The organism is Janthinobacterium longum (assembly GCF_051380735.1).
Classification (GTDB): domain Bacteria; phylum Pseudomonadota; class Gammaproteobacteria; order Burkholderiales; family Burkholderiaceae_D; genus Janthinobacterium.
On sequence record NZ_JBNYXQ010000003.1, the window covers coordinates 223,970 to 249,717 of the forward strand.

General features: G+C 60.2%; 16 protein-coding genes. 12 read left to right on the plus strand and 4 right to left on the minus strand.

Going from position 1 to position 25,748, the window contains the following annotated elements:
* Positions 1-23 precede the first annotated feature (23 nt).
* From ACQ4WM_RS11900 to ACQ4WM_RS11910, 3 genes are read right to left on the minus strand one after another with little or no spacing between them, the layout of a single operon-like run.
* Complete coding sequence (locus ACQ4WM_RS11900) at positions 24-953, minus strand: ABC transporter permease (protein WP_436546878.1); 930 nt, start codon at positions 951-953, stop codon at positions 24-26.
* Positions 953-2,029 (minus strand): ABC transporter permease, encoded by a 1,077-nt coding sequence (locus tag ACQ4WM_RS11905; RefSeq protein WP_436546879.1) that lies wholly within the window; start codon positions 2,027-2,029, stop codon positions 953-955. Before ACQ4WM_RS11905 ends, ACQ4WM_RS11900 begins: the two co-directional genes overlap by 1 nt.
* Positions 2,022-3,542 (minus strand): ABC transporter ATP-binding protein, encoded by a 1,521-nt coding sequence (locus ACQ4WM_RS11910; RefSeq protein ID WP_436546880.1) that lies wholly within the window; start codon positions 3,540-3,542, stop codon positions 2,022-2,024. Before ACQ4WM_RS11910 ends, ACQ4WM_RS11905 begins: the two co-directional genes overlap by 8 nt.
* Positions 3,543-4,016: 474 nt before the next feature.
* Between ACQ4WM_RS11910 and ACQ4WM_RS11915 the strand changes: the two genes are divergently transcribed.
* The 10 genes from ACQ4WM_RS11915 (at position 4,017) to gluQRS (ending at position 18,991) form a co-directional block, all read left to right on the plus strand.
* Positions 4,017-4,829: an outer envelope protein gene (locus tag ACQ4WM_RS11915; protein WP_436547037.1), complete on the plus strand. Its 813-nt coding sequence runs from the start codon at positions 4,017-4,019 to the stop codon at positions 4,827-4,829.
* A gap of 78 nt (positions 4,830-4,907) precedes the next feature.
* Entirely contained in the window at positions 4,908-6,737 is a 1,830-nt protein-coding gene (gene tssF, locus ACQ4WM_RS11920; RefSeq protein ID WP_436546881.1) for a type VI secretion system baseplate subunit TssF, read from the plus strand.
* Complete coding sequence (gene tssG, locus ACQ4WM_RS11925) at positions 6,701-7,762, plus strand: type VI secretion system baseplate subunit TssG (protein WP_436546882.1); 1,062 nt, start codon at positions 6,701-6,703, stop codon at positions 7,760-7,762. The genes tssF and tssG overlap by 37 nt, the downstream gene beginning before the upstream one ends.
* Complete coding sequence (locus ACQ4WM_RS11930; RefSeq protein WP_436546883.1) at positions 7,759-9,912, plus strand: type VI secretion system Vgr family protein; 2,154 nt, start codon at positions 7,759-7,761, stop codon at positions 9,910-9,912. The genes tssG and ACQ4WM_RS11930 overlap by 4 nt, the downstream gene beginning before the upstream one ends.
* A gap of 2 nt (positions 9,913-9,914) precedes the next feature.
* The gene (locus ACQ4WM_RS11935; protein ID WP_436546884.1) at positions 9,915-11,192 is read left to right on the plus strand and encodes a DUF2169 family type VI secretion system accessory protein; all 1,278 of its coding nucleotides are present in this window, start codon (positions 9,915-9,917) and stop codon (positions 11,190-11,192) included.
* Positions 11,189-16,180, plus strand: a complete 4,992-nt coding sequence (locus tag ACQ4WM_RS11940; RefSeq protein WP_436546885.1) for an RHS repeat-associated core domain-containing protein — start codon at positions 11,189-11,191, stop codon at positions 16,178-16,180. The genes ACQ4WM_RS11935 and ACQ4WM_RS11940 overlap by 4 nt, the downstream gene beginning before the upstream one ends.
* Before the next feature lie 3 nt (positions 16,181-16,183).
* Positions 16,184-16,603, plus strand: a complete 420-nt coding sequence (locus tag ACQ4WM_RS11945) for a hypothetical protein (RefSeq protein ID WP_436546886.1) — start codon at positions 16,184-16,186, stop codon at positions 16,601-16,603.
* Positions 16,604-16,649: 46 nt separating this feature from the next.
* On the plus strand, positions 16,650-17,063 hold the full coding sequence (locus tag ACQ4WM_RS11950; protein ID WP_436546887.1) for a VOC family protein: 414 nt from the start codon (positions 16,650-16,652) through the stop codon (positions 17,061-17,063).
* Between the two features lie 53 nt (positions 17,064-17,116).
* Positions 17,117-17,602: a hypothetical protein gene (locus ACQ4WM_RS11955; RefSeq protein ID WP_436546888.1), complete on the plus strand. Its 486-nt coding sequence runs from the start codon at positions 17,117-17,119 to the stop codon at positions 17,600-17,602.
* 477 nt (positions 17,603-18,079) lie between these two features.
* A complete protein-coding gene (gene gluQRS / locus ACQ4WM_RS11960) occupies positions 18,080-18,991 on the plus strand; it encodes a tRNA glutamyl-Q(34) synthetase GluQRS (RefSeq protein ID WP_436546889.1) in 912 nt (303 codons plus the stop codon).
* A gap of 77 nt (positions 18,992-19,068) precedes the next feature.
* Here gluQRS and ACQ4WM_RS11965 read toward each other — a convergent pair whose 3' ends face one another.
* Positions 19,069-21,294: a TonB-dependent receptor gene (locus ACQ4WM_RS11965; protein WP_436546890.1), complete on the minus strand. Its 2,226-nt coding sequence runs from the start codon at positions 21,292-21,294 to the stop codon at positions 19,069-19,071.
* Between the two features lie 506 nt (positions 21,295-21,800).
* Between ACQ4WM_RS11965 and ACQ4WM_RS11970 the strand changes: the two genes are divergently transcribed.
* Positions 21,801-24,815, plus strand: a complete 3,015-nt coding sequence (locus ACQ4WM_RS11970) for a PAS domain S-box protein (RefSeq protein ID WP_436546891.1) — start codon at positions 21,801-21,803, stop codon at positions 24,813-24,815.
* Positions 24,808-25,710: a class A beta-lactamase gene (gene bla / locus ACQ4WM_RS11975; RefSeq protein ID WP_436546892.1), complete on the plus strand. Its 903-nt coding sequence runs from the start codon at positions 24,808-24,810 to the stop codon at positions 25,708-25,710. The genes ACQ4WM_RS11970 and bla overlap by 8 nt, the downstream gene beginning before the upstream one ends.
* Positions 25,711-25,748: the final 38 nt, after the last annotated feature.

A 25,748-nucleotide genomic window follows, 5' to 3' on the forward strand; every position in this document is an offset into this window, starting at 1 on the left:
ATGGGTTTCCTTGTGGTGAGTGATTAATTTCCGGGATTGAAATTCTTGCCCAGTGATGCAGGCATATTGAGCTTGATATAGTTGGCATTGCTGGAAATGAGCACCAGCACCACGATGGCCGCCAGGTAGGGCAGCATCGACAGCAGCTGCGACGCTACCGGCACGCCGATCGCCTGCGCATGGAAGGTCAAAATCGTAATGCCGCCAAACAGGTAGGCGCCACCGACCACGCGCGCCGGGCGCCAGGTGGCAAAGGTGGTCAGCGCCAGCGCGATCCAGCCGCGCCCGGCCACCATGCCTTCGACCCACAGCGGCGTATACACCAGCGACAAAAAGGCGCCGGCCAGGCCGCAGCAGGCGCCGCCGAACAGCACGGCCGCCAGGCGGATGCGGCGCACCGGATAACCAAGCGCATGGGCCGAGGCCGGCGACTCGCCCACCGCGCGCAGCACCAGGCCGGCGCGCGTGCGGTACAAAAACCAGGCGATGGCCGCGCACAGCAGCAGCGACAGGTACACCATTGGATGCTGGCGAAACAGGGCCGGCCCCAGGAAAGGAATATCTTCCAGGAGGGGAATGCCGAAGCGGCCGTTCTGCAGGCTGTGGGCCACGTAGTTCAGGCCGATATAAGTCGAGGCACCGGCGCCGAACAGCGACAGGGCCAGCCCCGTCGCATACTGATTGGTGCCGAGCCACACCGTCAGCCAGGCGAAAAAGCCCGACAGCACCATGCTGGCGATCGCACCGGCCAGGAAACCCAGGCTGGTGCTACCCGTATTGACAGCCACGGCAAAGCCGGTAATCGCCGACACCAGCATCATGCCTTCGGCACCCAGGTTGACGACGCCCGCTTTTTCATTGACCAGCAAGCCGAGCGCGGCCAGCATCAGCGGCGTGCCGGCATTGATGCTGGCGGCAAGCAAGGGCGCCAGGGTGAGAGCCAGGTTGTCCATTATTTCCTCCAGCGCAGTTTGTATTGAATCAGCACGTCACAGGCCAGCAAGGCAAACAGCAAGATGCCCTGGAAGACGCCGGTGATCGCACTGGGCAGGCCCAGGCGCGATTGCGCCAGTTCGCCGCCGATATAGAACAGGGCCATGACAAAGCTGGAAAAAATCACGCCTACCGGATGCAGGCGGCCGACAAAGGCGACGATAATGGCGGCAAAGCCGTAACCGGGCGAGACGGTCGGCGTCAGCTGCCCCATCGGCCCCAGCACTTCACACACGCCGGCCAGGCCAGACAACGCGCCGCAGATCAGCATTGACGACCACAGTGCCTTGCGCGAAGAAAAGCCCGCATAGCGCGCTGCGGCCGGCGCCATGCCACCCACCCGCAGGCGAAAACCCAAGATGCTTTTCGACAGGAACAGCCAGCCGCCCAGCGAGGCCAGCAAGGCGAACACGATGCCGATATGCAAGCGCATGTCCATCATGATGGCCGGCAGCAGCAAGCCGTCGGACAATAACTTCGATTGTGGAAAGTTGAAGCCTTCCGGGTCGCGCAGCACGCCATACACCAGGTAGCTGAGCAGCAATTGCGCGATATACACCAGCATCAGCGACACCAGGATTTCGCTGGCGTTGTAGCGGTCGCGCAACCAGGCCGTCAGAGCGGCCCACGCCATGCCGCCAGCCATGCCGGCCAGCAGGGAAATGGCAATCATGCCGGCGCCATTGCCAGCGTCGCCCATATCGAGATACAGCGCGGCCGCGCCGCCACAGATGGCGCCCAGGGTCAGCTGTCCTTCGGCGCCGATATTGTAGACATTGGCGCGAAAGCACATCGCCAGGCCGACCGCAATCAACAGCAGCGGCGCGACCTTGATGCCGAGCTCCGACCAGCCATGCAGGTCGCGCAGCGGTTCGACAAAAAACACCGCCAGGCCCGCCAGCGGATCCTTGCCGAGCGCCATGAACAGCAGCGCGCCGCTGATGACGGTCAGCAGCACCGCCAGCACCGGCGACAGCCACGACATCAGCCGCGACGGCGCCGGCCGAGCTTCCAGGCAAAAAGCCAGCTTAACCATGCGCCGCCTCCTCGGCCTGCGGCCACAGGCCGCTCATCCATTCCCCTACCAGGGTCACGCTGGCGTCCTTGACTGCCAGCGACGGCGACAATTTCCCTTTCGCCATTACCAATAAACGGTCACTGATTTCAAACAATTCGTCCAGCTCCTCGGAGACCACCAAAACAGCACAGCCGGCGTCGCGCAGCGCCAGCAATTCGGCGCGAATTTGCGCGGCGGCGCCCACGTCGACGCCCCAGGTCGGCTGCGCTACCACCAGCACCGTGGGCTGGCGCAGCACTTCGCGTCCGACGATGTATTTCTGCAAGTTGCCGCCTGACAGGCTGCGCGCCAGCGCCTGCGGCCCGCCCGCTTTCACCTGGAAACGCGCGATAATCTCCGTCGCCCGCTGCACGATGGCATTGCGCCGCAAGAAGCCATGGCGGATGGTGGCCGGCGTCTGCAGGCTCAGCAAAATATTGTCGGCCAGCGACATGTCGGGCACGGCGCCGCGGCCCAGCCGCTCTTCCGGCACGAAACCGAAACCGAGCTCACGGCGCTTGCCCGGCGGCAGGCGGCCGGCCGGCACATCGCCAAGGCGGATGGCGGTCGGCAGCGCACGCATGTCCTCGCCCGACAGCGCTGCCAATAACTCCTGCTGGCCATTGCCGGACACGCCGGCGATGCCGACGATCTCGCCGGCGCGCACCTCGAAACCGATGTCGCGCAGCTCGGTGGCGAATGGGTGGCTTTTGGGCAAATTCAACTTCTTCACGCTCAGCATGGCCGCACCCGGAGCACTGGCCCGGCGCGTGAAGGCCGGTGGCTCGGCACCTATCATCATGCGCGACAGGCTGGCCGAGGTCTCCTGCGACGGATCGCAGAGGCCGACGTTCTTGCCAGCGCGCACCACCGTGCAGGTATGGCACAGCGCGCGGATTTCATCGAGCTTGTGGCTGATGTACAGAATGCTGCAGCCTTGCGCGGCCAGCAGGCGCAGGGTGTCGAACAGTTTTTCGACCGCCGCCGGCGTCAGCACGGAAGTCGGTTCGTCGAGAATCAGCAACTGCGGTTTGGCCAGCAGCGCGCGCACGATTTCCACCCGCTGGCATTCGCCGACCGACAAGGTATGCACGTGGCGCTGCGGTTCCAGGTCCAACCCATATGCGCGCGCGGTTTCCTCGATGCGCAGTGCCAGTTCCGCCAGGTCGGTATTGGCAGGCAAGCCGAGCGCGATGTTTTCCGCGACCGTGAGCGTATCGAACAGCGAAAAATGCTGGAACACCATGGCGATGCCCAGTGCGCGGGCGGCCGACGGGTTGGCGATCTCGACCTCGCGGCCATTCCATGCCATCTGGCCACCATCGGGTTTCACGGCGCCGTAAATGATTTTCATCAGGGTTGATTTGCCGGCGCCGTTTTCACCGAGCACGGCGTGGATCTGGCCTGGTTCGACGGTCAGGTGTATACCGTCGTTGGCCACCACGGACGGGTAGCGCTTGCTGATATTGATGAGTTCCAAACGTGCCGTCATCTGTGTTTTCTGCCTGCTGCAGGCGCTTGCCTGACGTTGATCGGATGGCAGGCGCATCGCATCGCGATGCCGCCATTGCCATCTATCGTATCGGCATCTGCGCGCTTGATGTGGACAGCTTTACGGGGGGAACTTGACGTTTCCACAAAAAAACAACACCAGTCTGCGTTTTTGAAAAAATATCGCCCCCGGTACTAGAGCCCCGCGCCCGGGAGCGCCGCGTTGATGCGATGATTATATGCAGGAACCAATAATCATTATCTCGATAACACATATCGCCGCAGATGGCGCTTCTCGCATCATGGATTGAACGGAGCGCATATTGCCGACATTGCGCCCTATCGCATGCCTTGTGCAGCCAGCCACCCGCTTTACCGTATTACGACCATTTTTCAACATCGCTACCAGGAGTCAAAATTGTCCAAACTTAGATCGTATCTGTTGCCATGCCTGTGCCTCGCCGCCACCTTCGCACTGGGCCCCACCGCCCACGCCGCCGACTGGAGCGACACGGCGCTGAGCTGGCGCGCCGGCAATGATTATCGCGAGCCGTTCAACCCCGATGACATCAAAAAAAACATCTTTGCCATCACCCATGCCAGCGGCTACAAATACGGCAGCAATTTCGTCAACCTCGACTTCCTGATGTCCGACAGCAAGGACCCTGGCGCCCTGGGCAAGACTTCCGGCGCGCAGGAAGCTTATCTGGTCTATCGCAACACCATCGATCTGGGCAAAGTGCGCGGCAGCGACATCAAATTCGGCCCCGTGCGCGGCGTGGGCGTGACGCTGGGCTTCGACGTCAACACCAAGAACGACGTCGGCTACAACTCGCGCAAGCGCATGCTGGTGGCCGGCCCGACCCTGATGTGGGACGTGCCCGGCTTCTTCAACACCAGCTTGCTGCTGCTGCGCGAAAGCAATGCCCCCAGCGGCGCCTTCCCGCCGATCTCGCTGGTGACCGGCCGCTACACCTATAAAACGCACGCCATGCTGGCCGGCGCCTGGGGCATTCCGCTGTCGCCGCTGTTCTCGTTCGAAGGTTTTTTCAACCTGATCGATTCCAAAGGCAAGGATGAAGTGGGGCGTGACACGGCGGCGGAAACGAATATCGACATGCAGGTGATGTTCGACGTGGGCGCGGCAATGGGCAATGCCAAGAACACTTTCCGCGTCGGCGTCGAGTACCAGTACTGGAAGAACAAGTTCGGCAACTCGGCGGCCACCACCGGCAACCAGGGCCAGACGGCGAAGACGCCGATGGTACGCGCCGAGTACCATTTCTAAGCTACATTGCCATAAGTCAATATCGGTGATCGCCTCTGATGCCAGCATGGAGTTTTCCAGCTGGCAAAGAAGGCGATCATGGAACAGCTACTGCCGTATTACGAACGCGAACTGGGCTTGTTTCGCCAGTACACGCGTGAATTTTCCAGCCGTTTTCCGCGTGCCGCCGGCCGCTTGCTGATTGCCGGCGACAGCTGCGAAGACCCGCATGTCGAACGGCTGGTACAGTCCTTCGCCCTGCTCACGGCGCGCATCGCCAAGCGCCTCGACGACGACTATCCGCAGTTCACCGAGTCCTTGCTGGAAACGCTGTACCCGCATTACTTGCGGCCATTTCCCTCGTGCGCCATCGTCCGCATCGCCCAGAACGAAGCGCAAGCGGCAAGCCAGGTCGCCACCATCGCGCGCGGCACCGTGCTGCGCTCGCTGCCAGTGCAGAGTGTGGCCTGCAAATTCAGCACCAGCTTCGACGTGACCATCGCGCCGCTGGCCATCACGCAGTTGCGCTTTTCAGCGATTATCGATGCGCCGCCAGGCGTGCGCCTGCACGAGGGCGCCAGCGCCCTGCTCAGCATCGTGTTTGCCAGCACCAGCGAACATTTTGATCTGCAGCAAACGGGCTTGCAGCAGCTGCGTGTGTTTGTCGACGGCGAAGCGTCCTTGCGCGCGGCCCTGCTCGACGCGCTGTTCCTGCGCGGCGCCGGCGCGTATGTGGCGCTGGACCAGCATGGTCCCTGGCTGGCGGTCGACGGTGACGTCTTGCTGCCGGCCGGCTATACCGATCAGGATGCCTTGATCCCGTGCTCGCCCCGCGCGCATCCGGCGCAGCGCCTGCTGACCGAATATTTTGCCTTTCCCGACAAGTTCCATTTTGTCGATATCGCCTGGCCGCTGCTGGCGGCACTGTTGCCCAAAAACACGCACCAGTTCACCCTGCACTTGCCGCTCAAAAACCTGCGCAGCGACAGCCATGCGGCGCGCCTGCTGGCCGGCGTGCATGCTGGCAACCTGCTGCTCGGCTGCACGCCGGTAGTCAATCTGTTCGCCAAGCCGGGCGTGCCGATCCGCCTCACGCATACCGAAGCCGATGCGGCCCTGCTGGCCGACGCCACCCACGCCGGCAGCTACGATATCTACAGCATCGCCAGCGTCACCATGTTGCGCAAGGACGCCGCCGGCGAGCGGCTGAGCTCTTTCCTGCCCCTGCATGACGCCCGCAGCGGCGACCTGGGCCACTACTGGCTGACGCGTCGCGACGAGACCGTGGCGGCCGTCAGCCCCGGCCATGAAGTACGGCTGACCCTGATCGATCCACAGTTCTCGGCCGAGTCAGCCGCGTTTGCCACCGTCTCGACCGAGCTGCTGTGCAGCAACCGCGACCTGCCCAGCCGCTTGCCCTGCGGCTTGCCGGGCGGCGACCTGAAAGCCGAAGAAGTTCCTGACGGCATGCCAATCCACTTCCTGCGCAAACCCACTGCCAGCCACCGATTTGACACCGGCAACAGCGCGCACTGGCGCCTGATCGCGCACCTGTCCCTGAATTACTCGGCCCTGACGCAAGCGGGCCTGGCGCCGTTCCAGAAAATGCTCAGCCTGTACGACCTGCCGCGCTCACCCGCCACGCAGCGGCTGATCGACGGCATCACCAGCCTGGAGCACGGCAGCACGCGCGACTGGATCGACACGCAGCCCTTCCCCACCCTGATGCCCGGCGTGGCGATACGCCTGGGGATCGATGAGCAGGCCTTTGTCGGCAGCAGCCTGCACGTGTTCGCCCAGGTCATCCAGCGCTATTTCGCCATGAACAGCCAGCTCAACTGCTTCAGCCGCCTGTCGCTGGTGTCGCAGCGCAGTGGCGAGGAACTCGTACGATGCCCAGCCCGCTACGCCGACAGTACGCCAGCGTGATCCAGCAATTGCTGGACGCGCCGCAGCGTTTCGACTGCTGCCAGGCGCTGCGCCTGCTGCTGGGCTGGCTGCACGCACACGGCGTGCCGCCAGCCGACGCGCTGGTCAGGCTGGTGCGCTTCGACAACAGCGTGTCGATGACGTTTCCGGCCGGCCAGATCGAATCGCTGTCGGCGGCCGGCCTGCATGACGCGCAACAGTTGCTGCAAGCGCTGCTCTCTGGCGACGCGCCGAAGATACACCTGACGCCCACCTTCATGGGTTTCCTGGGCATGCACGGCAGCCTGCCCAACCATTATTCGGAACGGATCGCCGGCGAAGCCGATGCTGGTACGCGCGCCTTTCTCGCCATGTTCTCCAGCCGCGCCGTGGCCCTGTTTTACCAGGCCTGGGAAAAATACCGGATCGAGCATGCCCCCGTGCACACGACCTTGCTGCCCTGCCTGCTGGCGCTGGCGGGCGCATCGCACGACGCCATCGGCATGCCGGCCGACGTCATCGGCCTGTACAGCGGCCTGCTGCAGCAAAACAATGTGTCGTCGCTGGTAATGGCGCGCATTCTCGGCGATCACTTCGGCGTGCCCTTCGACATCGCGGAAAACACCGGAACGATGGAGCCGCTGGCGCCGCGCGAACAGACGGCGCTCGGTGGCGCCAACGCAGTGCTGGGGCAGCGCGCCATGCTGGGCGAGCGCTGCCATCGGCCGGACCTGGCGCTGCGCCTGCGCATCGGTCCCTTGAGCGCGGCGCAGTACGCCAGCTTTTTGCCGGGCGCCACCGCCAGCGTGCGGCTGCAAGCCATGCTCAGGCTGTTCGGCCAGCCGTTATTGCACTACGACATAGTCCTGCTGCTGCACGCCGATGCGGTGCATGGCGTGACCTTGGGTGGCGCGCAGGCGGGCCTGGGCTGCGACAGTTTTCTCGGTCATTGCAAGCCCGGCACGCATCGCGATGACATGCATTACCGGCTGCATCTGATAGCACCGCTCCGGTCTCCATATCCATCTATCAAGAGGCAAGCATGAATTTGTTCCAGGACGCGGCTGAACGCCTGACAGCGCTGCTCGGCGACATGCAGGGCGACCGCCTGCTGCGGCTGCGCTTTCCGCAAGGCGACGCACCGAACGACACCTTGCTGCTGGCCAATGCACTCGACGCCAGCGAAAGCCTGTCGCGCGATTTTTCCTTTGTGGTGGAAGTGCTGTCCGATAACGCCGCCATTCCGCTCACTGCGCTGATGGGCAAGATGGTCAGCGTCGAACTGGTCCGCGAAGACGGCAGCTTGCGCTACTTCAATGGCCATGTATTCGAGTTCCGCTTCCTGCGCACCGACGGCGGCTTCGCCTTTTACGAGATGGTGCTGGAACCCTGGCTCAGCCATTTGCGCCTGCGCCACAACAACGTGGCCTTCCATGGCAAGACGGTGGCGGACCTGACGGAACTGGTTTTCAACGACTACCTGATGCGCGACTACAAGCTGGCCGCCGGCGGCCCCGACCCGCTCATCACGTATATCTGCCAGTACCGCGAAAGCGACCATAACCTGCTGCACCGCCACTGGGAGCAGCTGGGCTGGCACTACCGCTATGAACACCGGCACGACGGCCATACGCTGTGGCTGTCCGACGATACTACCGGCGGCCAGCCCATCGATGGCGAGATCAGCAGCATGCCCTTCCAGCACCAGGCCGGCAGCCTGGAAGACGATGGCGTGCATGACTGGAGCTGCGTGCGGCGCATGGCGCCGGGCAAGATGACGGTCGCCAGTTTCAACTTCAAGAACCCGCGCAGCGCCCGCGCCAGCGGCGACTCGCTGAACCGGCAAGGCGCCGTGCCGCAGCTGGAAGTGTATGAAAACACGGGCAGTTACGGGTTCAGGAATATCGACGACGGCGAGCTGCTTGCCAGACGGCGCATGGAAGAGATCGACGCCCAGGGCCAGTTGTTTCAGGCGCAAGGCAACGACCGTACGGCCCAGCCGGGCCGCTGGTTCACCCTCAGCGGCCATTTCGATGGCGGCGCAGGCAAAGCGGACACCGAATACCTGATCATTTCCGTGCGCCATCACGCCAGCAATAACTACCAGCAAGGCAGCAACGCCAGCTCGCACTACAGCAACAGTTTTACCTGCCTGCCACGCGACACACCCTGGCGCCCTGGCCGCCATTTTCACAGCCACGAGGTGCGCATAGCCGGCGTGCAAACGGCCACCGTGGTCGGCCCGCCCGGCGAGGAAATCCATACCGACGGCTATGGCCGGGTCAAGGTGCAATTTCACTGGGACCGCCTGGGCACCTTCGACGACAAGAGCTCGCCGTGGATACGGGTCGTCTCGAGCTGGGCCGGCGCCAACTTCGGCCACATCAGCCTGCCCCGGGTCGGCATGGAAGTGGTGGTGCAATTTTTGGACGGCAATGTGTCCATGCCCATCATCATCGGCTGCGTCTACAACGAGCGCAATATGCCGCCCTGGAACTTGCCCGCCAACAAAACCCAGAGCGGCATGCTGAGCCGCTCGTCAAAAAGCGGCACTAGCTCGCACGCCAATGCGCTGCGCTTCGAAGACCGCAAAGGCGCGGAAGAACTCTGGCTGCACGCCGAAAAAGACCAGCGCATCGAGGTCGAACACGATGAATCGCACTGGGTCGGCAACGACCGCCGCAAGAGCGTCGACCGCGATGAAACCGTGCAGGTCAAGCGCGACCGAACCGAGACGGTGGGGCGCGATGAGACGATTACCGTGCATAACAACCGCAAGGAAAAAGTCGACCGCGACGAGCATATCGACATCGGCCGCAATCGCCGCGAACATGTGCACGGCAATGAACAGGTGCAGATCGACGGCTTCCGCTCGGAGCGGGTCAAGCTGGCCAAGGAAGAAACCATCGGCCTGGCCAAGACTTTAAGCATCGGCGCGGCCTACCAGACCACGGTACTGGGCGCCATGAATACCACAGTGGCGCTGGCGCAAACGGAACAGGTGGGCTTGGCGAAGAGCGTGGATGTGGGCTCTGCCAGCATGCTGACCGCCGGCGAATCGCATACCGTCACCGTGGGCACCTCCACCATCACGATTACGCCGGGGCGCATCGAGCTGACCGCTGATGAAATCATCATCCGTGGCCGCAGCAAGGTGCAACTGCACGGCGACGATATCGACAACAACCCGGATTGACCATGAGCGCACCGGGCACGCCACATTTCAATCTTCCCAACCTGGTCTTCGACAACCGCACGGCGCTTGCCGCCAGCCAGTTCGACATGGTCGACCAGTTTGGAATGGGCTTCCATGTGGTGGTGGCGCGCATGGCCTACACGCTTGGCCCTTGCGGCGCCGATGGCGTGGCCCCGCTGCAGCCCTTCTCCCGGCCGGCGCCACTGCTCACGGAAGACCGCCACCTTGGCGACGACACCGGGTCCGGTACCGTACAGGAAAGCGATTTTGCACCGTACAAGCCGCACTGCGACGTGATCGTCAATGGCGCGGCCCATGTGCCGCTGGGCCTGGCGATGGAAAAGTTCGCCGTCAACCTCCGGCTGGCGGCGGCCGGAAAAACGGTGATCGACAAGACCTTGACCGTCTGCGGCGAACGCGTTTTTCACAAGAAAGCGGTGCTCAAGCGCCTGGCGCAAGGCTGCGCCCGCGCCGCCACCCTGGGCTTGCTGCGCCCGAATCCCTGGCGCTTGAGCGCACCGGAAAAATTCGTGCAGTTGCCGCTGCACTATGCGTATGCCTACGGCGGCCAATGCCGGCTCGATATCAAGGACGGCAAGCAACATGAGTCTTGCGACACCAATCCGCTTGGGCGCGGCTTTGCGCGGCATTGGTATCTGGATGCGCAACAGATCGTCACGGTGCCAGCGCCACGGATTTGCTATCCGAAGCAACCGTGCACCGCCGAACAATTCTGGCAGGGCGCGGCCGGCAAGGACCTGCCGCCGCCGGCCGGGCTGGCGCAGATTGGCCGTGGCTGGCTGCCACGCCGCAGTTTGGCCGGCAGCATCAAGGAAAAAGAGCAATGGGACGAGGACGAGGTGCCGATGCTGCCGGAAGACTTCGATTTTGCGTACTGGAACTGCGCGCCGGCCGACCAGCAATGCGTGCATCTGGCCGGGCTGGAGCAATTTACCCTCACCAATCTGTGCCGCCATGACCATCCATCCGCCCGCGCCGACCGCATCGGCAATACCGTGCTGCGCTTTACCGTGCCGCAACAAGTGCTGTTCCTGCTGCTTGCCGACGCGCACGATCAATTATTGGTACTGCGCCTGAAGATCGATACGGTGCTGATCGATACCGATGCTAGTACGGTGGAACTGGTCTGGCGCGCCATTGTGCCGGCCGATGCGGGCCAGGTGGCGGCACGCCTGATGCATGTGAGCGAACCCGGACAGATCGCCAGGATCGCGCTGCTGGAGCAGGCCCAGGAAGCGCTGGCCGAGGCAGCCCCATGACGAATGAAACCGTCACCAAATCCGCGCGCTTCTATTGCGTCAGCCTGACACCGGACATCTGCAAGACCCCGGTCGGCTCCAGCACGCCACCACTGCCCTACACCATCATCGGCGAATTTTCTGGCGCACAAAATGCCTCGCCAAATGTCAAGTCGCACAGCGAACCGGTGATCCTGCACCAGCGCAGCATTATCCCCAGCGTCACCGGCGACGCGCCGGGCAAGGCCGGCGGCATCAAGAGCGGCACGGTCGGCAAGCAGGTCGATACCAAAGTGGCCAGCCCCATCCATCACGCCAACGGTGCCGACCTGGTACAGGTGGGGCGCGAAGTGTGGATGAATGCGCGCAATACGGTGGGCAAGATTTATGAGCGCGGTGGGGAGGCGGCGCGGCCGGTATTGACTGCCTTGAGCCAGAAGGTGCAAGAGCTGGCGCAAGACTACAAAGATCATGGCTCGAAAAAAATGCATGGCGCGGCAGACGACATGGTGGAGGTGGGCGGCACCATCTTGACCGGCAGCGCAGTGGTGGGTGTGGCAGGCGCGACGGTGGCGGCAACCGGTGTTGGACTGCCAGCCGCCGCTGCAATGGAAACGGCGGCGGCCACCGGCGCGGTCGTCGGTGGCGCAACGGTCGCTGGCGGCACCGCCGTCGAGGCATCAGCCACGGTGCTGGACCAGGCTGCTGACTATGTCTTGACCGGCAAGACGCCGGACGTGGTCAATACCGCAGTCAACATCGCCACCAATACTGCAGAGACGCTGGTGCTGAAGGCCATGCTGAACAGAATTCCTGGCGGAAGTCTATTGGGCAAGTTCTTTGGCAAGAAGGTGTCGTCTGCGAACAAGACAATCAAGGAAAAACTGGCTGGAAAAAAACCTGTCAAGCAACCACCCAAGCTCGACAAGCCCCCACCGAAAAACGGCGGCGACGACGGCAAAAGTCGCGGCAAGAAAGAACCCAAATCCGAGGCGCCGTCCGATTGCTGTCCGAAAAATAGCGGCCCGGGCAACAAGCCGGCCAAGAGCCGCAAGCCGGTGCATTTCGGCACCGGCCAGGAAATCATGTACCAGACCGATTTCGCGCTGGAAGGTGCCATTCCCATCGTCTGGACCCGCTGCTACCGCTCGGGTGCCGAATGTGAGGACTGGGGCCCGCTGGGTGCGCGCTGGGCCACTCCGTACACCACCGCGCTGTCGCTGTGCGACGCCGGCATCGTCTACCACGACGACAGCGGCCGCGCGCTGCGCCTGCCGCTACTGGCAGTCGGCCAGCAATACGACAGCCGCAAGGAAGGCTTTGTCCTGGCGCGCGACGGCGCCGACACTTTTACTTTGCTATGGCGCAATGGCAGCCTCGACCGCTTCACGCGTGGCGCTGACGGCTGGCTGCCACATGGCTACAACGGCGTCAACGCCATGCTGGCGCCATCGGCACCGCTCAAGACAGAACGTTTTGAACTGGTCCGTAGCGAAGGGCGCGACGGCCGTGGCGTCAGCATCGAACACTTTCGTGCGGCCAAAGCGGGCGCCGTGCTGCTGCGCCTGTGTACCGATGACGAAACCATGGTCGAGGCCCTGCGTCTGGACGACAGCGTACCTGCCCGTATCGGCAGCATTGAGGAAGTGCTCCGTGACGGCAGCCGCGTCCGCCATGTGCGCTACCGCTATGCCGCCGGCGCGAACGAAGCAGCAACACATTTCGATCTGGCCAGCCAGGAAAATGCCCTGGGCGACGCACGCCATTACACCTATCGCCACCACCTGCTGAGAGCCTGCAGCAGCTATGCGGGTTTTGCCCACGAACTGGAATGGATCAGCCTGGACGCCCTGCGCGCACGCTGGGGCGGCAGCCACTTGAGCGACCGTGAGTTGCTGGAAGCTTATCCCATCACGGCCGGCAACAGCTACCAGGCCCGTGCCACCGCCACGCGGGCCGGCGATGGCAGCGAGCTTACGCAAATTGCTTACCTCGATAACGACACCAGCCGCGTCACGGAAAACGGCAGCACGCACGACTACGTATTTGACGCCAACTGGCTGATCACCGAAGTGCGCCGCATCGACCATGGCCAGGCGGTGACGCTGGGCCGGCGCGAGTGGGATCGTGACGGCATGCTGCTGGCCGACATCGACGCCAACGGCGCGGCCACGCGCTATGCCTACGATGCCGCGGGCAACCTGCTCAGCAGCACCGACGCACTGGGCAATCGCAGCACAATTGCCTACGACGAGAGCAATCAGCCGGTGCTCTTTACCGATGCCCTTGGCAATATCACCCGGCGCGAATACGACGATGCCGGCCGCTCTGTCAGCATTAGCGATGCACTGGGCCATGTCACGCAATACCGCTACAACCAGCGCGGCCAGGTCAGCGAATTGATCGATGCCAAAGGCGGCAGCAAGCAGTTTCGCTACAACCGGCAAGGCTTGCTGACAAGCTTTACCGACTGCTCGGGCCATACCAGTGACTACGCCTACGACAAGCAAGGACGGCTGATCTCCACGAATGACGCGATGGGCCACGCGACCACCTATGACTATGACGCCTTGGGCCGATTGATACGGCTGGCGTCGCCCGGCGGCGCAGCCGAGCAATACCGCTACGATGCGGACGGCAACCTGGTGCTACACACGGACGCCGCCGGCCACCAGACGCGCTACCGCTACAACGGCCAAGGCCTGCCCATCGAACGCAAGGACGCCATGGGCCAGGCCCTGCGCTACCGTTATGACGACGCGCTGCAACTGACCGAATTGATCAACTCCAAGGGAGAAAGCTACCGCTTGAGCTACCACGCCGAAGGCTGGCTGGAAACGGAGACCGGTTTCGATGGCAAGCACACCGAGTACATTTATGACCGCGCCGGCAACCTGACGGCCTTTCAAAGCGGAACGCAGCGCACCGAACTGTTGCGCAATGCGCTGGGCTTGCTCCAGGCAAAAACCACGGCGGAGGGCGTGGTGCGCTACGCCTACAATGCGCTCGGCCGCCTGGTCGCCGTGTCCTCGCCGCAAGCGGAGCAGCGTTTCTTCCACGACGCGCTGGGCCAGCTGACCGAGGAACGCAGCGCGTATTACCTGCAATCGCTACCCGACATCGGCAGGCTGCCCAACGCCCCGCGCACACCGGACGCCAGCTTTGTCATGACACACGCTTATGACGAGCTGGGCAACCGCATCCAGACCATTCTGCCGAACGGCCGCCGCATCGACACCCTGCGCTACGGTTCCGGCCACTGGCACGGCGTGCTGTGGCAGGGCCAGACCGTGGTCGATGTGGAGCGCGACAGCCTGCACCGCGAAAAACAGCGCACCCTGGGCAACAGCGGCCTGATCGCCACGCGCCAGTACGACGCCCAATCGCGGCTCACGCAAATGACCCTGGCGCGCGGCATGGATAACCCTTCCCCCTTGCGCGAACGCCGCTTTCACTACGACGCATCGGGCAACCTGACGACCATCGCCCAGACCGGACAGACGGCCAACGGACCACTGGGCAACCTGCAGTACACCTACGACCCGCTAGGGCAATTGCTGTCCGCCGTACAGCCTGGCCTGGTGGAACGCTTCGCCTTCGACCCCGCCGGCAATATGATCGACGCCACCCCAGCCGCCGGCGCCCAGCTCCCGGCCATCACCGGCAACCTGCTGCGCACCTACGGCGACTTCAGCTACGACTACGACGAACAGGGCAACACCACGCGCAAGCACTTCCATCCACCCGGCAGAGAGTCGACCTGGAGCGACCTGAAGCTGGAATACGACGCCGAAAACCGCATCAGCCACGCCACGCGCACGCAGCGCCAGACGCGACATCGCGCGCAATACTTCTACGACGCCTTCAGCCGCCGTATCGCCAAACGCGTTGAGTTGGAGCAATGGGGCAATCAGCAGGATATCGCCACCGATCAGCCCGTACAAACCAGCAGTACCACGACGCTGTTTGTGTGGGATGGCGACACACTGGCGCAGGAACTTGGGCAGGACGAGACGGTCACATATCTGTATGAGCCGGAGAGTTTTGTGCCGCTGGCGAGGATACGCTCTGAAGGCATCGACATGAAGGATGGGCAATCAATACATCTTTCGAATGTTAATGCTTGGGATTTCCCAATCACAATAAAGAATTTCGATAAGCAGAAATTAATAGCGAAAATACAGGCTAAAGACTGTGCTCTGTATCAAACGAGTTGGCAAAAAATTCAGTCGGATGCCACAGACTTAAGCAAACAAAATTGGATTGATCGCTATAACTGTGATCAATTGGGTACTCCTCGGGAAATGACAGATGCGCTCGGCAAGGTGGTATGGAGCGCACGTTACAAGGCATGGGGTATTCTACACGCCACTGACATCGAAAATTCTCATCAAGCTATACGTTTTCAAGGTCAATATGAAGATGACGAAACAGGGCTTGCATACAATCGATATCGCTATTACGACGCACATATTGGGCGATATCTTACAAAAGACCCAATTGGCTTACTAGGTGGATTAAATACTTATAGATATGCCACAAATCCAGTCGACTGGGTAGACCCTCTTGGATTATCAAAAAAATGTAGTAAAAATACAAGCTGCGATCCATGTATTGGAAAAAATCCTGCTGCTTGGGCAAGACAATGGCAAGGACATGGTATATATAAAGGTAGAGATACTTGGACAAATACCGTTCTAAAAGCCAATACAATAATTTATGGAGGGCTCCCAGGTCAGTCAGGCTTTTACTTTGATGATAGTACCTTACAAAAATCAGCAAATAGCAAATCAAAACTAGGTGAACTATTGCAAATATTACCACATCGACAATTTGGCTATCGCCCGGATGTCCAAGCTTACAGAGTTAAAAAAGACACTTGCGTAGCAACAAGTATCGCATCAGCTCAGGATACCAAAATTTTTGGGCAAGGTGGAGGCCAACAATTTTTTCTATCCGACTTTAAAACAAAGATTGTCAAAATTGGCCCAAAAATAAGAATGAAATAAAATATGAACTTAAATACAGAAAACGGAACACTAAAAATATCCAATTCAATTACATTATTCAATAAAATGAGAAGGAATGACTTGGTTTCAAAAAATCAAAACTGGAATGGATGGATTAAAAATGAAGAAGAAATAATGGCATACAAAATAACACTCAAAGAAAATGAAATAGATAGAATCAATATAATAATAATTTGCTACTTTGAAAAAGATGATGGGCTTATAAAATTTTGGGATTTAGGACCTGAAAACTGCATGAATGGATTTCAATCAAAGCCTGAAGGAAAATATACAAAAAAGATGAGACTATGGTTCCTGAATAAATTTAAAATATCTCTCCCTCAAAAGCATTCATGGGGAGAAATAGATGCTTTTTATGATCCTCACAATTTAACCACATCAATAATTTGCAGGTACAACTAGTTCTCCATTAACAATAAGAAAAAATAGTCCTTAAAAATTTAAGACAATGGAAAATAATAAAAATGCTCACATTCTAGGATCAATAAATATTCAAATACTTTGCCTGAATTTTGATGAAGCGAAAAAATTCTACATTAATAATCTTGGATTTTTTGTCACGATGGATAGCATTACTCAGTTTGATTCAGGACCCAGTCGCCGGCTAACAATGGCGCACAACTACAACAAAAAATTCTCGATAGAATTCATGCATCCGTCAAGCACTGAGCAGGCAACTCGCATAGGTGCGAAAGGTGGGACCATCAATCTATTCACCTTGCCAGCAAGAAACATTGACGCACTCAAGGAACGACTGGAAAAAACTGCTTTTTTCATCGATTATGTAGAGGTGCCCTACGCAAGTTTTTTAAACTTGGAAGATCCTATGGGGAACAATATTTTTCTTTACGAACCGTGCTGAAGCAATGCAATAGTTACATGAAAATACATCAATAAAAATTACGCATAATAAAAATGAAAAAATTTAAAATTCCAAGTTATGCTTTTGATTTTATCGATGGATTATTGCGCATAAATGGAGATATTGCATTATCGAACAAAACCTCAGCAAACGATGTCGCGAACAGAATTATCAATAAATTCCTTATCAAACCCAGCACACCTGAGCCTGGAATTTTTATTTTTGATATCAACGGATGGGTAGACGAACATGTCGTTGAGATGATTTCTTTAAAAGAAACCTTCTCAAAAATAGATTATGTCACGATATACTATTTTGAAAATAATTCTGTCGGCAACGGCATCATTGAATCATCGCTCGTCAAAAAAATTCAAAAGAAGAGTGGCATTCCCGGCAAAACAAAAGGACTATCAGAGATAGTATTCCAATTCCCATGGGAAAGCATTATCGTACAGCATGATGTAAAAGTGTCTTCATCATGCATAATTTTGCAATACAAAATACTCAGAGGATCAACTCATCATGTCGAGAAAAAATGATACTTCAAAACCATTGATCAATATCGATAAATCCATCGAGGTACAAAAAAGAATAATAGAATTCATAAAAAATAGTGATTGTTTCTTTCCAAAGTCAAGTGAGATAGGATGGCTGATTTTATTGAAGAAACTACCCGAAAAATTAAAAATATGTCTTCTGCATGAAACTTCCTTGGGAAATTCATTGACAAGATTGAATTACTCAGACTGGCCAGAACAGGGGAGCATTGTAGCGCTCCTGAGTAACAAGTTCAGAATAACCGAATTCGACAAGGATCTACATTTCAGAGAATTGAATGATCCGTATTATTGCAGAGAGGAAATTTCATATATTGAAGATAATGTCACACATCTGATTATCAATTAGTCCACATCAAGGACAGCTCAAAATTTGACTTGCCCACCGCCCTGCCCGATACTTGCCGCTGTCGCCAAGCTCCCACCCTCAGCAACACAGCACCAGCAACTGTCACCACCATGCCCTCCTCCACCGTCCCCTACATCGGCCGCTTCGCCCCATCCCCCTCAGGTCCGCTACACATGGGCTCACTGGTGGCTGCCATGGCCAGCTATCTCGATGCCAAGGTGCATCAGGGCGCGTGGCTGCTGCGCATTGAGGATCTTGATTACGATCGCAATGTGGACGGTGCCGATGCGGCCATCCTGGCCAGCTTGCTGCGCTGCGGCATGGCGTGGGATGGCGAGGCGACGTGGCAGAGCCGGCGGCTGCCGCTGTATCAGGCGGCGCTCAGGCGCTTGCAGGATGACGGGCTGGTGTATGCCTGCGGCTGTTCGCGCAAGGAGATACAGGACTCGGTGCTGCAGGCGGGTCTGGCGAAAAATGGTGCGGCCGTGTATCCGGGTACTTGCCGCCATGGGCTGGCGCACGGCAAGGCGGCGCGGGCGCTGCGGCTACGGGTGCCTGAGGGCGCTGCGGCCGTGTACGGCTTTGTCGACCGCTGGCATGGCGAGGTGAGGCAGGATCTGGCCAGCGAGGTGGGCGACTTCATCGTACTGCGCGGCGACGGCTATTGGGCCTATCAGCTGGCGGTGGTGGTCGATGATGCCGACCAGGGCATCACGCAGGTGGTGCGCGGGGCCGACTTGCTCGATTCGACGCCGCGCCAGCTGTATCTGCAGGATGTGCTGGGCTTGCCCCATCCCGGCTATCTGCATGTGCCGGTGGTCAATAACGCGTTCGGTGAAAAACTGTCGAAACAGACCGGGGCGCTGGCCTTCGATACCGGCACTTCCCCAGCCGAGTTGCTGGCCTCGGCCCTGCTGCCGGCGGCGCGCTTCCTGGGTCTTGACCTACAAGCCGGCAGCCTTGACGACTTCTGGCGGCGGGCAATACCGGCCTGGGCACAGCGGCTTTCCAGGCAGCCATAAAAAAACCCGCGACGGCGCAAACCGTAACGGGTTCAAAGCAGACACCAGCCGCAAGGGCTGGCGCCTGAAATCGGCAATTAGAAGTTGCCTTTGAACTGAACACCAAACTGGCGTGGCTCGTTGATAAAGCCGGTCAGGTTGTTGAAGTCGATGGCGCCGGTGACGCGCTTGGTGTCGGTGATGTTGCGGCCGAAGGCAGCCACTTCATACTTGCCGTCCTGGAAGATGTAACCTGCACGCAGGCCGCCTTCGAGCAGAGCCTTGCCGGTGAATTCGGTGGACTCATACAGGAAGAAGTTGATCTTGCTGCGGTACGACCAGTCGGTGTAGACATAGAACTCGCCGTTTTCCATCGGAATCGAATAGCGGCCGGTGGCGGTCACGGTCCATTTCGGCGCTTGCGGCAGTGCGTTGCCGTTGATAATGGCGTTGCCGGCCGCATTGCGCGGATCGGTCACGATGCAGCTGCGGCAGGTGGCCACCGACAGGGTCGGGTCGTCGATTTCCGTAAAGTTATAGCTGCCGCCAAGCGACATTTTCAGGCTAGGCGTGACAAAACCTTCCAGCTCCAGCTCGGCGCCGCGGCCATTGGTCTTGGCGGCGTTGATCAGGCGCGTGACGTTCGAGTTACCGCCCACCACCGTCAGCTGCTGGTTCTTGACCTGGTAGTCATAGACGCTGAAAGCAACGCGGGCGCGACGGTCGAACAGGTCGGCTTTTACACCGGCTTCATACGAGGTAATGGTTTCGGCATCGGCCACGGTAACCGGCACGCTGGTGCTGGCCGGGGCAATACTTGGCGCACGGAAACCGGTCGCCACGCGGCCGTAGAAGCTGACGTCCTTGGTGTATTTATAGGTGCCGCTCAGGTCCCAGTTGACCTTCGATTTGCTGACATCGGCGCTGGTCGGGTTGACCTGTACCACGCGGTCGGCCACCACGGTGTCGAAATCTTTCTTGTCCTTCGTGTAGCGCAGGCCGGCGCGCAGCATGAAGGCGTCGTTGACAGCGTAGTTGACCGAACCGAAGGTCGCCCACGCGGTGTTTTTCTGGCGGCTGGCCAGGTGCGAAGCGAGCACGTGGGTGTCGGTGGTGTAGGTGTCCGAGAAACCGTTGGCGTCTTCGTTAAAGTAGTACACACCAGCCTGCCAGTTCAGCGGACCGGCATTTTTCGATTCGGCGCGGAATTCCTGCGAGTACTGTTTCACGCTGCTGATGCCGCCGGCCGTTTCCACGTTGAATGGAATTGCTGGTGTCATGCCAGGTGCGCCGCCGTCGATATCGCCGTGCGACAGATAGCTGCCGACATGTTCGAAACCTGTAATCGAATACAGTTTCACGCCGTCCAGGTCCCAGCTCAGGCGGGCGCTGGCGCCATTGGTACGCAGGTTCTGGAAGTTCGGTGCGTTGGTGAACGATTTGTTCGGATCGAAGCCGTCGACCAGGTCATTGCTGCCAGGACGGATGGCGTTGGCGTAGAAAATGCGTGCGCTGCCGGTGGTATTGCGCTGGTGTACATTGAACAGGGCATTGAAGGTGGTGTTCGGTGCATACATCAACTGCACGCGTTCGGCATGTTCGTTGTAGCCGTCCAGCGAGTCTTTCTGGCCAGTAAAGGTATTGTCGACGTAGTCGTCGCGGTGCTGGCGCAGGGTCGAGAAGCGCAGCGCCCATTCCTTGCTCAGCGGTACGTTGACGGCGCCTTCGGCGTTGATGGTGTTGTGGGTGGCGACCGAGCCGCTGTAATAGCCTTCGACCTTCTCCAGGCTCGGCTTGGCCGATTCGAACTTGACCACGCCGGCCGGGGTATTGCGGCCGAACAGGGTGCCTTGCGGGCCGCGCAGCACTTCCACGTTGGCCACGTCGAAGATCGGGTAACCCTTGAGGATGGGGTTTTCTTGCACGACATCGTCGTAGATCAGGGACACAGGCTGCGATGCGAAGATATTGAAGTCGGTATTGCCGTAGCCACGGATGTAGAAGCGCGGGAAAGTACGGCCGTTCGACGACTCCACGTTCAGGCTCGGCACTTTGCCGGCCAGCATGCGGATATCCTGGCCGCCCGAGACGATGACGTCCAGCTTTTGGGCGGTCAGCATCGATACGGAAACGGGCACGTCGCGGATGTTTTCCTTGCGGCGCTGGGCCGTGACGGTCACGGTTTCAAGCTGGCTGGCGGCAGGCGTTGCATCTGCAGCGGCCTCGTCAGCGTAAGCCGTGCCGATCGGCAGGGCTGCGGAAAGGGCAAGCATGGCGGCGCTTTTGGCGCACAGACGCTTGTGCATCTTGGACATTTTGATCATGAAGAGTTCCCCAGAAGTTAAAAAGTAATGCGAAGAATGGTTGTCCCCGGTATTTCTTCTTGCGGCGCTGTGCAGTCGCCTGCACCTTTCTGGTGCGGCAGCGCGAGCGGATGTCCCTCCGCTCCTGGCGTCGCTGGCTCCGTCCCTGCTGCCCCATTGCCGGCAGCGGTCATGGCCGCATCGTCTGGATGTCTCGCAGACGCCAACTTTAAAAACAAGGCGCCAATTTAATTCAAGCGCGTCTTTGGCCGCAAGAATATTGTTGCTGCGCACAATCATTCACTCGAAGTAGCGCCTCGATAGTGGTTATTCAGCCACAAAGCCCCGTGTGATGCGGCTTTCATGGTGTTTTTTATACTTCTCAAAAGAGCCACAAAAAAAACGCGGCGCCGCTACAAGCGGAAACGCCCGGCCCCGCAAATGCATGTAATATCGCAATCATTGCCAACCCTGCCCTGCCCCATACCGGTGCAGCCGCAGCCCGCTTACCATAGCCGACCGTGTCCATGCCCGAACCCCGCCCGACCCCGCCTGCCAGCACCGTCCACCATGTGGCACCGACCCTGTTCGACCTGACGCCGGACCTGGTCTTCAGCATCGGCGCCGACGGCACCCTGAGCGGCCTGAACCCCAGTGCGCAGCGTCTGCTGCATGGCAACAGCTGGGACCGGCTGTGGATACCCAGCGACAATATCGGCGCGCAGACTGCGCTGCAGACAGCGCGCAGCGAAGGCCAGGCGCAATGCGAAGCCACCCTGCTCGGCGGTGCCACCGGCAATGGCTGGCAAGTCATGCTGCACCGCCTGCCTGCTGATGAAGGATGCAGGCAGCAAGTGCTGGCCATCTGTCGCGACATCAGCGCGCGCCTGGAAGCGGCGCGCCAGCTGACCGACAACGCCCTGCGCGCGCGCATCCTGCTTGGCGCCCATTGCGACATCGCCTGGAGCACCGGCCTGGCCGGCCATTTTGACGCCGACCAGCCCGCCTGGCGCACCTACACGGGCCAGAGCACGACCGAGATGATGGGCCAGGGCTGGCTGAACGCCGTTCACCCCGACGACCGCGCCATCGCCAGCGCTTCGTATCCGCACCCGTCGGACATGCGCACCACAGAATACCGCCTGCGCCACGCCGATGGCGGCTATCGTAATGTCGTCGCCCGCATCCTGCCGGTGTATGGCAGCGACGGCGCCGTCAAAGCCTGGGTCGGCTCGCATACCGACGTCACGGCCACGCGCCAGGCGGAACAGCGCTTGCGGCTGGCGATGCAGGGTGGCCGCATGGGCACCTGGGATATCGACCTGGGCAGTGGCAGCATGGACTGCTCTTCCACCTGCAGGGCCAGCTTCGGCTTTGCCGAAGACAGCCTGGTGGATTACCAACGGCTGAGCGCAGCCATGCTCGAACCGGACCGCCAGCGCTGGCATGCGCTAGTGCATGAAGCTATTGCCAGCGCCGGCGACTTCGAAACCGAGTTGCGCGTGCGCTGGCATGACGGTTCCTTGCACTGGACACATATGCGCGGCACCTGCACCCGCGACGCAGCGGGCAAGGTCATCGGCCTGGCCGGCATTTCGCTCGACATCACCACCAGCAAGCACAATGAGGAAGCCTTGCGCCTGACCCTGGCCGCCGGCGATGTCGCCACCTGGAACTGGGACATCGTGGCCGACAAGGTGATGGTCGACAGCAATATGGCGCGCCTGTTCCCGGTCGATACCAGCAGCTCGGGTCCGGCGCCGCTGGCGCGCTATATGGAAGTGATCCATCCCGACGATCGCGAGCGGGTCGGCAGGCAGATCGAACAGGCACTGCAATCGCAACAGCCGTTCGAGTCGCGCTACCGCGTGCGCGCGATCGACGGCCAGTATCATTCGGTGCTGGCGCGCGGCCGCGCCGAATATGGCGCCGACGGCACGCCCTTGCATTTTCCGGGCGTCATCCTCGACATCACGCGCCAGAGCCAGGTGGAAGACGCGCTGTCGAGCAGCGAAGAGCGCTACAGCACCTTGATCGAACTGATGGACCAGGCCTTTTGCGTGATCGAGATGCTGTACGACGATGACGGCAAGCCAGTCGATTTCCGTTTCCTGGAAGCCAACCCCGCCTTCGTCAAGCAGTCGGGCCTGGAGAACGCCATCGGCAAGACCATCCGCAGCATCGTGCCCGACCATGACCAATACTGGTTCGACATCTACGACCAGGTGCTGAAAAGCGGCCACCCGATGCACTACGAAAACGAAGCGCACGCCATGGAGCGCTGGTTTGAAGTGTTTGCGGCGCGCCTGGGCGGCCCGGGCAGCACCAGGCTGACGGTCTTGTTTACCGATATCAGCGAACGCAAGCGCGCCGAGAAACAACTGCGCCAGCTGGCCGACGACCTGTCGGAAATGGACCGGCGCAAAACCGAATTCCTGGCTACCCTGGCGCACGAATTGCGCAATCCGCTGGCACCGATCCGCAATGGCTTGCAGATCATGCGCATGGCGGCCGACCAGCCGGCTACGGTGGAGCGCGTGCGCGACGTGATGGAGCGGCAGGTCAACCAGATGGTGCACCTGGTCAATGACCTGCTGGACGTGGCCCGCATCACGCGCGGCCAGATAGAACTCAAGCTTGAACGCACGGACTTGAAAACCATTATTGCCAGCGCCGTGGAAACGAGCATGCCGCTGATCGAAGCGAACCAGCACCACTTGCAGGTGAATGTGGAGCAACAGCCACTACCGCTCGATGCCGACCCGACGCGCCTGGCGCAGGTGCTGGGCAATCTGCTCAACAATGCCGCCAAGTACACACCGGCCCAGGGCCAGATCGTGCTGACGGCGCGCGGCAATGGCGACGAGGCGGTGGTCGAAGTGCGCGACAGCGGCATGGGCATACCCACCGCAGACTTGCCCACCGTCTTCGAGATGTTCACCCAGGTGGGCCAGAACATGGGCCGCGCGCAAGGCGGGTTGGGCATAGGCTTGTCGCTGGTGCGGCGCCTGGCCGAGTTGCACGGCGGCAGTGTCAGCGCGGCCAGTGCCGGCGCCGGCATGGGCAGCACTTTTACCGTACGCCTGCCGCTGGCAGCGCAAGCACCGGCAGCCAGCGAGAACGGCACGCCGCACCCATTGCCAACAGCGGCCGTGCCGTTTCGCGTGCTGGTGGTAGACGACAATGTCGACGCCGCCGACACCCTCGCTGCCGTGCTGGGCATCATGGGCCACACAACGCAGGTAGTACACGATGGCGCCCAGGCGCTGGCCGTGACGCCGGAATTTTTGCCGCAGGTGGTGTTTCTCGACATCGGCCTGCCTGGCATGAACGGCTACGACGTGGCGCGCGCCCTGCGCCAGACGCCGGCCGGCGTCCACACCGTGCTGATCGCCCTGACGGGCTGGGGCGCCGAGGAAGACCGCAGCCAGTCCAGCGCGGCCGGCTTCGACCATCACCTGACCAAGCCGGCCAATCTGCACGCCATCGGCGAGTTGCTGGCCACCATCTCGACCCATCATCAGAAAACCGCCCATGACTGAAGACCTGAACCTCACCCGCCGCCACCTGTTGATACTGGCCGGCGCAGCCCTGCTGTGCCCAAGTGCGCTATTGCATGCGGCGCCCAAAGCCACCACGGCGCTCGAAGCACAGGCGCAACTGGCCGCGCTGGAACTGGCCGCCGGCGGGCGCCTGGGCGTATCTGCCCTGCACACCGGCAGCGGCGAACGTATCGCCCACCGCGCCGACGAACGCTTCCCCATGTGCAGTACGTTCAAATTCATGCTGGCGGCGGCGGTGCTGGCGCGCAGTACCAGCGACCCGCATCTGATGAACAAGCTGGTGCGTTACGAGGCAAAGGAGCTGGTGACATATTCACCGATCACGGAAAAACATGTGGCCACCGGCATGCGCGTGGCAGAGCTGTGCGCCGCCACCTTGCAATACAGCGATAACAGCGCAGCAAACTTCCTGATGAAAATATTGGGTGGCCCGCAGGCAGTGACGGCCTATGCGCGCAGCATCGGCAATGAGGTATTCCAGCTGGAACGCTGGGAAACCGAACTCAATAGTGCCATCCCCGACGAAGTGCGCGACACCACCAGCCCTGCGGCCACCGTGCACAGCCTGAACGGCCTGCTGCTGGGTACCAGCTTGCCCGCGTCGCAGCGCCAGCAGCTCGACACCTGGATGCGCGGCAACACCACCGGCGACCAGCGCATCCGCGCCGGCGTGCCCGCTGACTGGCGCGTGGCCGACAAGACCGGTTCGGGCGCTTATGGCAGCGTCAACGATATTGGCGTGGCCTACCCGTCCGGCGACGCGACAGCACCGCTGGTGATCGCCATCTACTACACGCGCGAACAGAAAAACGCACCGACCAACCAGGACATCATCACGGCTGCCACGCGCATCGTGGTGGCGGCGCTGGGCTGATTACGCCAAACGCTGATAAAACCGTCGCGAGCGGAAGG